General features: G+C 59.9%; 8 protein-coding genes and 4 pseudogenes. 8 read left to right on the forward strand and 4 right to left on the reverse strand.

Annotated elements, in window-relative coordinates; translation table 11 throughout:
• Positions 1-380: 380 nt before the first annotated feature.
• Entirely contained in the window at positions 381-638 is a 258-nt protein-coding gene (gene cspD / locus GKC70_RS10085; RefSeq protein ID WP_029614441.1) for a cold shock domain-containing protein CspD, read from the reverse strand.
• A 229-nt stretch (positions 639-867) separates the two neighbouring features.
• On the opposite strand from cspD, the gene clpS reads away from it, so the two are divergent.
• Both clpS and clpA read left to right on the forward strand, forming a co-directional pair.
• Positions 868-1,230, forward strand: coding sequence for an ATP-dependent Clp protease adapter ClpS (gene clpS, locus GKC70_RS10090; protein ID WP_029614442.1), 363 nt, complete (start codon positions 868-870; stop codon positions 1,228-1,230).
• A gap of 30 nt (positions 1,231-1,260) precedes the next feature.
• A pseudogene (clpA, locus tag GKC70_RS10095) lies at positions 1,261-3,529 on the forward strand (ATP-dependent Clp protease ATP-binding subunit ClpA).
• Between the two features lie 87 nt (positions 3,530-3,616).
• Here the strand turns inward: clpA and infA are convergent.
• The 3 genes and pseudogenes from infA to aat form a co-directional block, all read right to left on the reverse strand.
• The gene (gene infA / locus GKC70_RS10100) at positions 3,617-3,835 is read right to left on the reverse strand and encodes a translation initiation factor IF-1 (RefSeq protein WP_029614443.1); all 219 of its coding nucleotides are present in this window, start codon (positions 3,833-3,835) and stop codon (positions 3,617-3,619) included.
• A gap of 103 nt (positions 3,836-3,938) precedes the next feature.
• On the reverse strand, positions 3,939-4,646 hold the full coding sequence (locus GKC70_RS10105) for an arginyltransferase (RefSeq protein ID WP_317872497.1): 708 nt from the start codon (positions 4,644-4,646) through the stop codon (positions 3,939-3,941).
• 55 nt (positions 4,647-4,701) lie between these two features.
• Positions 4,702-5,381: pseudogene (gene aat / locus GKC70_RS10110) on the reverse strand (leucyl/phenylalanyl-tRNA--protein transferase).
• A gap of 373 nt (positions 5,382-5,754) precedes the next feature.
• Between aat and ftsK the strand changes: the two are divergent.
• The 6 genes and pseudogenes from ftsK (at position 5,755) to cysG (ending at position 13,264) form a co-directional block, all read left to right on the forward strand.
• Positions 5,755-8,168: pseudogene (gene ftsK, locus GKC70_RS10115) on the forward strand (DNA translocase FtsK).
• Between the two features lie 62 nt (positions 8,169-8,230).
• A complete protein-coding gene (gene lolA / locus GKC70_RS10120) occupies positions 8,231-8,854 on the forward strand; it encodes an outer membrane lipoprotein chaperone LolA (protein ID WP_317872500.1) in 624 nt (207 codons plus the stop codon).
• Positions 8,855-8,865: 11 nt separating this feature from the next.
• A pseudogene (locus GKC70_RS10125) lies at positions 8,866-10,190 on the forward strand (replication-associated recombination protein A).
• Positions 10,187-10,561: a fluoride efflux transporter CrcB gene (gene crcB, locus GKC70_RS10130; RefSeq protein WP_342651219.1), complete on the forward strand. Its 375-nt coding sequence runs from the start codon at positions 10,187-10,189 to the stop codon at positions 10,559-10,561. Before GKC70_RS10125 ends, crcB begins: the two are co-directional and overlap by 4 nt.
• A gap of 30 nt (positions 10,562-10,591) precedes the next feature.
• Positions 10,592-11,872 carry a serine--tRNA ligase gene (serS, locus tag GKC70_RS10135; RefSeq protein WP_342651220.1) on the forward strand — a complete coding sequence of 427 codons (1,281 nt, stop codon included), beginning with the start codon at positions 10,592-10,594 and terminating at the stop codon, positions 11,870-11,872.
• A complete protein-coding gene (cysG, locus tag GKC70_RS10140; protein ID WP_342651221.1) occupies positions 11,873-13,264 on the forward strand; it encodes a siroheme synthase CysG in 1,392 nt (463 codons plus the stop codon).
• Positions 13,265-13,270: the final 6 nt, after the last annotated feature.

A 13,270-nucleotide genomic window follows, 5' to 3' on the forward strand; every position in this document is an offset into this window, starting at 1 on the left:
CGCCCTGGCGGTGCCTTGAGCGGATGGTCGAGAGGCTGCGAGCGGTGATGGTGGATGCATCAGTCGAGCGTCAAGTGCTGGGTGCGGTAACAGCCCAGGCTTACTGGCCTTACCTGGCCGAGGGCGAGCCGCCTATTCCAAGGGTTCGCCCCGATGACCCTGTGGTCAGGGACGGAGTATATCAAACCCTTCGGTCGATTCAGCAAGGCGAAGCGCTATCGACGCCTTTATAAGACCAAAGATGTACGAGCAATGTGACGAGATGCCGCAGGCAGCGACTAATCGCCGTGACGCACAAGGTAATTTTGTGTAACAAAAAAAGCCGGTCATGCCTCTTGTAGCACAGGCAGCCGGCCTTCTTCGAGGTGCGATGAACGCGGTCAGGCCCTGGCGGTCTCGCTCTGCCGGTTGGCATCGGTTACGGTGGTATCGGCTTTGGCGCCAGCGATATTGACAGCATGGAGGCCTTTGGGGCCTTGCACGACGTCGAATGTCACTGCCTGGCCAGCCTTCAATGTCCGGTAGCCATCCATCTGAATCGCGGAGTAGTGGGCAAACAGGTCGTCCGTCTTGCCGTCTTCATTGATGAATCCATAGCCCTTGGCATTGTTGAACCACTTGACTTTACCGCTTGCCATCCCTATGTCCCTCTGCAAAGGACTCCATCACTGGAGTATCATCCACGTCATCCGCATACGAACCGTGCGAAAAAATCTGGTTGACTGCGCGGATCTTTATACACCACGGTGGGCTCTTATTGGTTGTAACACCGTTTTGCCGATAGTCAAGGTCATGCGGCAGCCGCGCCGGCGGTGACTGTGCGGTCGACCCACAACCCTAACCTGTCGATATGATGAAATTCTTTCCATGCATGCACTCAGGCAGATTCGACTAACATTCAATCAGGATCGCCCGAAGTCCGATGAGGACGATGGGGCAGGTCTGGCGGTCCAAGAAGCCAAGCCAATCCTTCAGGCTCCACCGATGTACAAGGTGGTTTTGTTCAACGATGACTACACACCGATGGATTTCGTCGTCGAAGTGCTCGAAACGTTCTTCAGTCTGAACCGCGAGCTGGCGACCAAGATCATGCTGACTGTCCACACCGAAGGGCGGGCAGTGTGCGGATTGTTTACCCGCGACATTGCCGAAACCAAGGCCATGCAGGTCAATCAATACGCAAGAGAAAGCCAGCATCCGCTACTCTGTGAAATCGAGAAGGACGGTTAATCGCCGACCACTTGGGTATGAGGTGAAGCTATGTTAAACCGCGAGCTCGAAGTCACCCTCAATCTTGCCTTCAAGGAGGCACGTTCGAAGCGTCATGAATTCATGACCGTCGAACACCTGCTGTTGGCGCTCCTTGACAACGAGGCGGCTGCGACCGTTCTGCGCGCCTGTGGCGCCAATCTCGACAAGCTCAAGCATGATCTGCAGGAGTTCATCGATTCCACTACCCCTCTGATCCCGGTGCATGACGAGGACCGCGAGACACAGCCGACGTTGGGTTTCCAACGCGTGCTGCAGCGCGCTGTTTTCCATGTGCAAAGCTCCGGCAAGCGTGAGGTGACCGGCGCCAACGTGTTGGTCGCGATCTTCAGTGAGCAGGAGAGCCAGGCGGTGTTCCTGCTCAAGCAGCAGAGCGTGGCCCGGATCGATGTGGTCAACTACATCGCGCACGGCATCTCCAAGGTGCCGGGCCATGGTCCGAATACTGAAGGCGACCAGGACATGCAGGACGAGGATGGCGCAGAAGCGTCCTCGTCGAGCAATCCGCTCGATGCCTATGCCAGCAATCTCAACGAGTTGGCCCGTGCCGGTCGTATCGACCCCCTGGTCGGGCGCGAGCAGGAAGTCGAGCGGGTTGCGCAGATCCTCGCGCGTCGGCGCAAGAACAATCCACTGCTGGTGGGTGAAGCCGGTGTCGGCAAGACGGCCATTGCAGAAGGCTTGGCCAAGCGTATCGTCGATGGCCAGGTGCCTGACCTGCTGGCGCAAAGCGTCGTGTATTCGCTGGATCTTGGTGCGCTGTTGGCCGGTACAAAGTACCGGGGCGACTTCGAGAAGCGTTTCAAGGCATTGCTCGGTGAGCTGCGCAAGCGCCCTCAAGCCATCCTGTTCATTGACGAAATCCATACCATCATCGGTGCCGGTGCGGCATCGGGTGGCGTGATGGATGCCTCCAACCTGCTCAAGCCGCTGCTGTCTTCTGGTGATATCCGCTGCATTGGCTCCACGACTTTCCAAGAGTTCCGTGGCATTTTCGAGAAAGATCGAGCGCTGGCGCGGCGCTTCCAGAAAGTCGACGTCAGCGAGCCCTCCGTGGAGGATACCGTTGGCATTCTGCGTGGGTTGAAAGGGCGCTTTGAGAGTCATCATCACATCGAATACAGCGATGAAGCGCTCCGCGCGGCTGCCGAGTTGGCTGCGCGCTACATCAATGATAGGCACATGCCGGACAAGGCCATCGATGTGATCGACGAAGCCGGCGCCTACCAGCGCCTGCAGCCGGAGGCCAACCGGGTCAAGCGTATCGACGTGCCACAGGTGGAGGACATCGTGGCCAAGATCGCGCGTATCCCGCCAAAGCATGTCACCAGTTCCGACAAGGAGCTGCTGCGCAACCTTGAGCGTGATCTGAAGCTCACCGTGTTCGGTCAGGATGCGGCAATCGATTCACTGTCGACTGCTATCAAGCTGTCGCGAGCAGGCCTGAAGGCACCCGACAAACCAGTCGGCTCCTTCCTGTTCGCAGGCCCTACGGGGTCGGCAAGACCGAAGCTGCTCGGCAGTTGGCCAAGGCACTGGGTGTCGAGCTGGTGCGCTTCGACATGTCGGAGTACATGGAGCGGCACACCGTATCGCGCTTGATCGGCGCGCCTCCTGGTTACGTTGGATTCGACCAGGGTGGGCTGCTGACCGAAGCCATCACCAAACAACCGCACTGCGTGTTGCTGCTCGATGAAATCGAGAAAGCTCACCCGGAGGTCTTCAACCTGCTGCTGCAGGTCATGGACCATGGCACCCTGACCGATAACAATGGGCGCAAGGCGGACTTCCGTAACGTGATTCTGATCATGACGACAAACGCCGGGGCGGAAACTGCGTCGCGGGCTTCGATTGGCTTCACCCATCAAGATCACGCCTCGGACGCGATGGAGGTCATTCGCAAGAGCTTTACGCCGGAGTTCCGCAACCGTCTGGATACCATCATTCAGTTCGGTCGCTTGAGTCACGAAACGATCAAGAGCATCGTCGACAAGTTCCTTATCGAGCTTCAAGCTCAACTGGAAGACAAGCGCGTGCTGCTCGAGGTCAGTGACGAGGCGCGTGGTTGGCTGGCAAGCAAAGGGTATGACGTGCAGATGGGGCTCGACCTATGGCGCGGCTCATTCAGGACAAGATCAAGCGGCCTCTGGCTGAAGAGATCCTGTTCGGTGAGTTGTCCGAGCATGGCGGCGTGGTGCATGTGGAGCTGCGCGATGGCGAGCTGGTGTTCGACTTCGAGACCGCGGCCGAAGTGGCTTGAGCAAAGGGGCCGCTGTGCGGCCCTAGCGCTTTGGTAGGCTGCACAAAAAAAGCCCGGCGCATTGGCCGGGCTTTTTGTGGCTGAAGCTTAGCGCGCGCGGTAGGTGATGCGGCCCTTGCTCAGGTCGTAAGGCGTCAGTTCGACGCGGACCTTGTCGCCAGTGAGGATGCGGATGTAGTTCTTGCGCATTTTTCCGGAAATGTGCGCGGTGACAACGTGGCCGTTTTCCAGCTCCACGCGAAACATGGTGTTTGGAAGGGTGTCGACGACACTGCCTTCCATTTCGAAGCTGTCTTCTTTCGACATGCAGTAAAACCCTCGGTGTCCAGAGATGGCCCGACGCGCAACTGCACCGGGCAAAAAAAGTGGCGTGGATTATGCCCGAAAAATGTATTTCAAGCCAATGCTTTCAGTTGAGACTGACCCAGCGCTGGTTGATCAGCAGCTCGATGGGGCGGTATTGGGTCTTGTAGTTCATCTTCTGACAATTCTTGATCCAGTAGCCAAGATAGACCGCCTCCAGATCCTGGCGTAGCGTTTCAGCGATCTGCCAGAGGATGGCAAAGCGGCCCAAACTACGGCGCTCTTCATCTGGATCGTAGAAGGTATACACCGCCGATAGGCCATTAGGCAGTAGGTCACATACCGCCACTGCAAGCAGGCGACCGTGCAGGCGAAATTCGTAGAACCAACTGAAGGGCAGGTCGCGTACCAGAAACGTGGAGAACTGGTCGCGACTGGGCGGGTACATGTCGCCGTCAGCGTGGCGCGTTTCTATGTAACGGCGATACAGATCGAAATATTCTTCTTTGAAAGCCGGTCGCGCGGGGCTGACCACAAGGTCCTCATTGCGCTTGAGAATGCGTCGCTGCTGGCGGTTGGGCACGAAGCGTGCTGCGGGGATGCGTGCCGGTACGCAGGCAGAGCAGCTCTGGCAGTGAGGTCGGTAGAGATGATCGCCGCTGCGGCGAAAGCCCATTTCCGACAGGTCGGCATACACATGCACGTCCATCGGCTGGCTGGGGTCCAGGAACAGGGTAGTCGCCTGCTCATCGGGCAGGTAGCTGCAGGAGTGGGGTTGAGTGGCATAGAACTTCAACCGCGCCAGCTCTGTCATGATCGCCCCCTGGGCAAGACGTTGCTCTAAGTGTATGCCAGCTCTGGGCGGTCGCCTAGCGCGCCCAGGCTGCGTCGCAGGAGTGGTCGAGATGGCATGACAGATAGTCGGCGAACGCCCTCCGGCTGATAGCGCGCGCGCCGAGGCTATGCAGGTGATCGGTGGGCATCTGGCAGTCGATCAACACAAAGCCAGCTTCGCGCAGACGTTCAACCAGCGTCACGAAACCGACCTTGGAGGCATTGTCGGCGCGGCTGAACATGGATTCGCCGAAGAACAGGCGGCCCATGGCCAGGCCGTATAGGCCGCCAACCAGTTCGCCGGCCTGGCGTACCTCGACCGAATGAGCGATACCTCGGTGGTGCAACTCGCGGTATGCCGCCTGCATGCTGTCGGTGATCCAGGTACCGTCGGCGTAATCGCGGGGTGCGGCGCACGCGGCGATTACACTGGCGAAATCGGTGTCGAAGCTGACTTGGTAGCGGCCCTGGCGCATCAGCTTGGCCAGCGACCGGGATACGTGAAGTTCGTCCGGTAACAGCACGGTGCGAGGATCGGGCGACCACCATAGAATCGGCTGTCCGTCCTGATACCAAGGGAAGCAGCCGTGGCGGTAGGCCTGAATCAGGCGTTCGGGTGTGAGATCGCCTCCCGCGGCGAGTAAGCCGTTGGGCTCGTTGAGGGCTTTATTGAGGGGGGGAAGTTCAGCGAGTCGCGGGTCAGCCAGGTGAGCATGGTGATTCGGCGGTAGGGGAGGGGAGTGACGAGCATGGCGGCAGGCGTCGTCGAGGTCAATGTCTGGGCTGTTGCAGCATGCTGGGCTGCAGTAGTGGCGCAGCTCGTCGAGCTGCTTCACCTCCAGCTGATGGGCATCTGGCACCATCGCCGACATTTGCTGTCATACCTGTGCAAAAATACAGCATAAGCCTTTGTCACAGAACAAAATGCATGCTCAAATTGCACCCATGGAAATCGGCCCCCCGTCCATGCGCCACGCGGCGTGCCGCCATGGCGGCAGGCGGGCAGTAATGTTAAAAGTAGTGGTTCGTCGGCCATTCACCGGCCCGATCACTATTTAACGCGCATCAAGCGCAGGAATAGACGCGTTTTGAAGAAATCCACTGCATCCCCGACTCCGTTGCCAGTGCCGCTATGGCGCCAGCAGTTGCATTATCGCCTCAAGGAAGGCGCGCTGATTGCCGTCGGTGCGCTGTGCCTGTACCTGTGGATGGCACTGCTGACCTACGACACATCCGACCCAAGCTTTACCCACACCAGCAATGTCGACCAGGTTCAGAACGCTGCTGGCCGCGCCGGCGCGTTCTTCGCCGACATCCTGTTCATGGTGCTTGGCTACTTTGCCTATATCTTTCCTTTGCTGCTGGCGATCAAGACCTGGCAGATCTTCCGTGAACGTCACCAGCCCTGGCAATGGAGTGGGTGGCTGTTCTCCTGGCGCCTGATCGGCTTGGTATTTCTTGTGCTGTCGGGCGCAGCGCTGGCGCATATTCATTTCCATCCGCCCGCCAGTATTCCATTTTCGGCGGGCGGTGCGCTGGGCGAGAGCCTTGGGGAACTGGCGCGCAACCTGCTGAACGTGCAGGGCAGCACCTTGATGTTCATCGCGTTGTTCCTGTTCGGCCTGACGGTGTTCACCGACTTGTCCTGGTTCAAGGTCATGGACCTGACCGGCAAGATCACCCTTGACCTGTTCGAGCTGGTCCAAGGCGCCGCGTCGCGCTGGTGGGCCGCGCGCAATGAACGCAAGCGGCTGGTGGCGCAGTTGCGCGAGGTCGATGAGCAGGTCGAGGACATTGTCGCGCCCGTGGTTGTCGACAAGCGCGAGCAGATCAAGGCGCGCGAACGCATCATCGAACGTGACGAATCCTTGAGCAAGCATGTGGCACAGCGCGAGCAGCAGCCCGCGCCGGTGATCAACCTGCCGGCACCGGTCAAGGCACCCGAGCCCAGCAAGCGGGTCATGAAAGAAAAACAGGCGCCGCTGTTCGTCGATAGCGCTGTGGAAGGAACGCTCCCATCGATCTCGATTCTCGATCCTGCCGAACAGAAAAAGATCGAGTATTCGCCCGAGTCCCTGGCTGGAGTGGGGCATCTGCTGGAGATCAAGCTCAAGGAGTTCGGGGTCGACGTTTCCGTAGACTCGATCCACCCGGGCCGGTGATCACCCGCTACGAAATCCAGCCGGCTGCTGGGGTCAAGGTCAGCCGCATCGCCAACCTTGCGAAGGACCTCGCGCGCTCGCTGGCAGTGACCAGCGTGCGGGTGGTGGAGGTCATTCCCGGAAAGACTACCGTCGGTATCGAAATTCCCAACGAAAATCGTCAGATGGTGCGTTTCTCCGAGGTGTTGTCCACGCCTCAGTATGACGAGCAGAAGTCGCCCGTCACGCTGGCGCTGGGCCATGATATCGGCGGCAAGCCGGTCATCACGGACTTGGCCAAGATGCCGCATTTGCTGGTGGCGGGTACCACCGGTTCGGGTAAGTCGGTGGGTGTCAACGCGATGATCCTGTCGATCCTGTTCAAGTCCAGCCCGGAAGATGCGCGGCTGATCATGATCGACCCGAAAATGCTCGAACTGTCGATTTACGAAGGCATTCCGCACTTGCTGTGCCCGGTCGTCACCGACATGAAGGACGCCGCCAACGCTCTGCGTTGGAGCGTCGCCGAGATGGAGCGCCGCTACAAGCTGATGGCTGCGATGGGCGTACGTAACCTGGCCGGTTTTAACCGCAAGGTCAAAGACGCCCAGGACGCCGGTGAGGTCATCCACGATCCGCTTTTCCGCCGTGAAAGCATGGAGGACGAACCTCCGGCGCTGAAAACCTTGCCGACTATCGTGGTGGTGGTCGACGAATTTGCCGACATGATGATGATCGTCGGCAAAAAGGTCGAAGAACTAATTGCCCGTATCGCCCAAAAGGCACGTGCAGCCGGCATTCATTTGATTCTCGCTACACAGCGTCCGTCGGTCGATGTGATCACTGGCCTGATCAAGGCCAACATTCCTACGCGTATGGCGTTCCAGGTGTCGAGCAAGATCGACTCGCGGACTATCATCGACCAGGGCGGCGCCGAACAACTGCTCGGCCATGGCGACATGCTCTATATGCCGCCGGGTACCAGTCTGCCCATCCGCGTTCACGGTGCATTCGTTTCCGACGACGAAGTTCACCGCGTTGTAGAGGCCTGGAAGTTGCGCGGTGCCCCTGATTACAACGACGATATCCTCAACGGCGTCGAGGAAGCCGGTAGCGGTTTCGAGGGCGGCGGTGGAGGTGGCGATGGCGACGACTCGGAAACCGACGCGCTCTATGACGAAGCTGTGCAGTTCGTGCTGGAAAGTCGCCGGGCGTCCATTTCGGCAGTACAGCGCAAGCTCAAGATCGGCTACAACCGTGCCGCGCGGATGATCGAGGCGATGGAGATGGCCGGCGTGGTCACTCCAATGAACAGCAACGGCTCGCGGGAAGTGATAGCTCCGGGCGGCCCGCGCGATTGATGATTGTCTTGCCGGGTGCGAAACATCGTGTCCGGCCTATTCACTGCTCAATGAGGACTCCCATGCGCGCAATTCGCATGTTGTTGGTTTCTGCCCTGACCCTGGGCCCGCTCACCGCGTACGCCGGTGAGCAAGACGTACAGCGCCTGACCCAGTTGCTGGAAAAATCCCAGACCATCGAGGCCAATTTTTCCCAACTGACCCTGGATGCCAGCGGCACGAGTCTGCAGGAGACTAAAGGGAAGATGACGGTCAAACGTCCTGGCCTGTTCTACTGGCATACGGATGCTCCACAAGAGCAAGTCGTGGTTTCCGATGGCCAGAAAGTTACCCTGTGGGACCCGGATCTGGAGCAGGCCACGGTGAAGAAGCTTGATGTGCGCCTGAGCCAGACGCCGGCGTTACTGTTGTCCGGTGATGTGTCCAAGATCAGCCAGAGTTTCGATATCGTTTCCAAGGAACAGGGCGAGGTCATGGATTTCACCCTCAAGCCCAAAACCAAGGACACGTTGTTCGACTCCTTGCGTATTTCTTTCCGCAAGGGGCTGATCAATGACATGCAACTGATCGACAGCGTCGGCCAGCGCACCAATATTCTGTTCAATGGGGTCAGGGCCAACCAGGCGATCCCGGCGAGCACGTTCCAGTTCAAGATCCCGGAAGGCGCTGACGTCATCCAGGAGTAACGCGAGGCACCATGGACCTGTTTCGAAGCGAGCCTGTCGCCCAGCCGCTGGCGGCCCGATTGCGTCCGTCCAACCTGGACGAGTACGTGGGCCAGGAGCACCTGCTGGCGCGCGGCAAGCCGCTGCGCGAGGCACTGGAGCAGGGTGCTCTGCACTCGATGATCTTCTGGGGCCGCCCGGGGTGGGCAAGACCACCTTGGCGCGGCTGCTGGCGCAGTTTTGCGACGCGCATTTCGAAACCGTGTCGGCTGTGCTGGCCGGGGTCAAGGAAATTCGTCAGGCTGTGGAAGTGGCCAAGCAGCAAGCCGGTCAGTACGGTCGACGCACGATTCTATTCGTCGATGAAGTGCACCGCTTCAACAAGTCCCAGCAGGACGCTTTCTTGCCCTATGTGGAAGACGGCACCCTGCTGTTCATCGGCGCTACCACCGAGAACCCCTCCTTCGAGCTGAACAACGCCTTGCTGTCGCGGGCGCGTGTCTATGTACTCAAGAGTCTGGACGAAGCCGCTCTGCGCAAACTGGTCGATCGCGCCCTGAGTGAAGAGCGTGGATTGGGCAAGCGCAATCTACGAGTCGGAGATGAAGCCTTCGCCATGCTCATGGCCGCTGCCGACGGTGACGGTCGGCGCATGCTCAACTTCCTGGAAAATGCCTCGGACCTTGCCGAAGACGGCAGCGAGATCGATGTGCAGATGCTGCAGAGTCTGCTCGGTGATAGTCGACGGCGCTTCGACAAGGGTGGCGAGGCGTTCTATGACCAGATATCGGCACTGCACAAGTCGGTTCGCGGTTCCAATCCTGACGGCGCGCTGTATTGGTTTGCGCGGATGCTCGATGGCGGTTGCGATCCGCTGTACATCGCCCGTCGTGTGGTGCGCATGGCCAGCGAGGACATCGGTAATGCCGATCCGCGTGCACTGAGCCTGTGTCTGGCGGCTTGGGACGTGCAGGAGCGGCTAGGCAGTCCCGAGGGTGAGTTAGCGGTGGCCCAGGCCATTACCTACCTGGCGTGTGCGCCCAAGAGCAATGCCGTGTACATGGGTTTCAAGACGGCGCTGCGGGAGGCTTCCGAGCACGGTTCGTTGGAGGTTCCGTTACATTTGCGTAACGCACCGACCAAGCTGATGAAGCAGTTGGGCTATGGCGATGAATACCGCTATGCCCACGATGAGCCGGATGCCTATGCGGCAGGTGAGGACTACTTCCCCGATGCCTTGGCGCCGCGGCCCTATTACCAGCCGGTGCCGCGCGGCCTGGAACTGAAGATCGGCGAAAAACTGCGCCACTTGGCCGAACTGGATCGCAACAGTCCACGGCAACGGAGAAAAACGTGATTGCACTCGTCGCATCGGTCAGCGCTGCGGGCATTGTCGGCACTTTGCTGCGCTTCGCTGCAGGTAACTGGGTCAATGCCCACTGGCCACGGCACTTCTATCTCGCTACGCTTGCGGTCAATATGGTGGGCTGCCTGATCATCGGCGTGCTCTACGGCATGTTCCTCAACAAGCCGGGCATGCCTATCGAGGTACGGGCCGGACTGATCGTCGGCTTCGTCGGTGGCCTGACCACCTTTTCGTCCTTTTCACTGGACACCGTGCGCCTGCTCGAAAGCGGACAGGCGCCGCTGGCATTCGGCTACGCCGCCGCCAGTGTACTGGGCGGCCTGCTCGCGACTTGGGCTGGCCTCGCTCTGACCCGAATCTGAACCAACACCTTCATATAACGAGAGAACGATATGCTCGATGCCAAACTGTTACGCGGCCAACTTCAGGAAGTGGCGGATCGCCTGGCCTCCCGTGGCTTCAGCCTGGATGTCGCGCGCATCGAATCACTGGAAGAGCGTCGCAAATCGGTGCAGACCCGCACCGAGCAGCTGCAGGCCGAGCGTAATGCCCGCTCCAAGTCCATCGGCCAGGCCAAGGCCAAGGGCGAAGACATTGCGCCGCTGATGGCGGATGTCGAGCGCATGGCCAACGAGCTGGCCGCCGGCAAGACCGAACTGGACGAGATCCAGGCCGAGCTGGACGGCATCGTGCTGACCATCCCCAACTTGCCTGATGCCAGCGTACCCGTCGGCCCGGACGAAGAGGCCAACGTCGAGGTGCGTCGCTGGGGTGCAGCGCCTGAATTCGATTTCGATATCAAGGATCACGTCGCCCTTGGCGAGATCAGTGGCGGCCTGGACTTCGAAACCGCCGCCAAGCTATCCGGCGCTCGTTTCGCGTTGCTGCGCGGTCCGATCGCTCGCCTGCATCGAGCTCTGGCGCAGTTCATGATCAATCTGCACACCAGCGAGCATGGCTACGAAGAAGCCTACACCCCGTACCTGGTTCAGGCTCCGGCATTGCAAGGTACCGGTCAGTTGCCAAAGTTCGAGGAAGACCTGTTCAAGATCAGCCGTGAAGGTGAAGCTGACTTCTACCTGATCCCTACCGCAGAAGTGTCGCTGACCAACATCGTTTCCGGCGAAATCCTCGACGCCAAGCAACTGCCGATCAAGTTCGTTGCGCATACTCCCTGTTTCCGCAGCGAGGCGGGTGCGTCGGGTCGTGATACGCGCGGCATGATTCGTCAGCATCAGTTCGACAAGGTCGAGATGGTACAGATCGTCGAACCGAGTAAATCCATGGAGGCGCTGGAGGGCCTGACCGCCAACGCCGAACGCGTCCTGCAATTACTCGAGCTGCCTTACCGAGTATTGGCGCTGTGCACCGGGGACATGGGCTTCAGTGCAGTGAAAACCTATGACCTCGAAGTCTGGGTGCCTAGCCAGGGCAAGTATCGCGAGATCAGCTCCTGCTCCAACTGCGGCGATTTCCAGGCTCGACGCATGCAAGCACGCTGGCGCAACCCGGAGACTGGCAAGCCGGAGCTCGTGCACACCCTCAATGGCTCGGGCCTGGCCGTGGGCCGTACGCTGGTTGCGGTGCTGGAAAATTACCAGCAGGCTGACGGGTCGATTCGCGTGCCAGAGGTACTCAAGCCCTACATGGGCGGCCTCGAGGTCATTCGCTAAATGAAATACCTGCCACTGTTCCACCGGTTGCAGGGCGGGTGGGTGCTGGTTGTCGGCGGCGGCGAGATCGCCTTGCGCAAGGCGCGTCTGTTGGCAGAGGCCGGCGGCCTGCTACGCGTAGTGGCGCCTGAGGTCGATGGTCAGCTCGCTACGCTGGCCAGGGAAGGCGGCGGAGAGGTGCGGGTGCGCGGCTACCAGATTGGCGACCTGGAAGGTTGTCGGCTGGTGATCGCGGCCACCGACGATGCGGCTCTTAACGCTCAGGTGTCGGCCGATGCGCAGGCCATGAACCTGCCGGTCAATGTGGTGGATGCTCCGGCGCTGTGCACTGTGATCTTCCCGGCAATCGTCGATCGTTCGCCGCTGGTGATCGCGGTGTCCAGTGGCGGCGACGCACCCGTACTGGCACGTCTGATTCGCGCCAAATTCGAGGCCTGGATTCCGTCGGCTTACGGTGAGCTGGCGGGTTTGGCCGCGCGTTTTCGTGACAAGGTCAAAGGTCTCTATCCGGACGTCAACCAGCGGCGGGGCTTCTGGGAAACCGTGTTCCAAGGTCCGATCGCCGAACGTCAATTGGCCGGGCAGGGGGCGGAGGCTGAGCGTCTGTTGCAGGCGATGGTCGACGGTGCGCCTGTTCAGCAAGGGGGTGAGGTGTACTTGGTCGGCGCCGGTCCTGGCGACCCCGATCTGTTGACCTTCCGTGCCTTGCGGCTGATGCAGCAGGCTGATGTCGTGCTGTATGACCGCCTGGTGGCTCCGGCCATCATCGACATGTGCAGGCGCGACGCAGAACGTATCTATGTCGGCAAGCGCCGGGCAGACCACGCGGTGCCCCAGGAGCAGATCAATCGCCTGCTGGTCGATCTGGCCCGTCAAGGCAAGCGTGTATTACGCCTGAAAGGCGGCGACCCATTCATTTTCGGGCGCGGTGGCGAGGAAATCGAAGAGCTCGCAGCAGAGGGTATTCCGTTTCAGGTTGTGCCTGGTATTACCGCAGCCAGCGGCTGTTCGGCGTATGCCGGCATTCCGCTGACCCATCGCGATCACGCCCAATCGGTGCGTTTCGTCACTGGCCATCTCAAAGATGGTACTAGCAACCTGCCGTGGACTGACTTGGTCGCGCCTGCACAGACGGTAGTGTTCTACATGGGACTGGTCGGGTTACCGGCTATCTGCGCCGAACTGATCCGCCATGGGCGAGCTCCCAGCACACCAGCGGCGCTGGTACAGCAAGGCACGACGCGCAACCAGCGGGTATTCACCGGCACCTTGGCCGACCTGCCTGAGTTGGTGGCCCGACACGACGTTCACGCTCCAACACTGGTGATTGTGGGCGAAGTGGTGCAACTGCGCGAAAAACTGGCATGGTTCGAAGGCGCACAAAACAGCTGAATTCTA

The organism is Pseudomonas sp. REB1044, assembly GCF_038813925.1.
GTDB lineage: Bacteria > Pseudomonadota > Gammaproteobacteria > Pseudomonadales > Pseudomonadaceae > Aquipseudomonas > Aquipseudomonas boreofloridensis.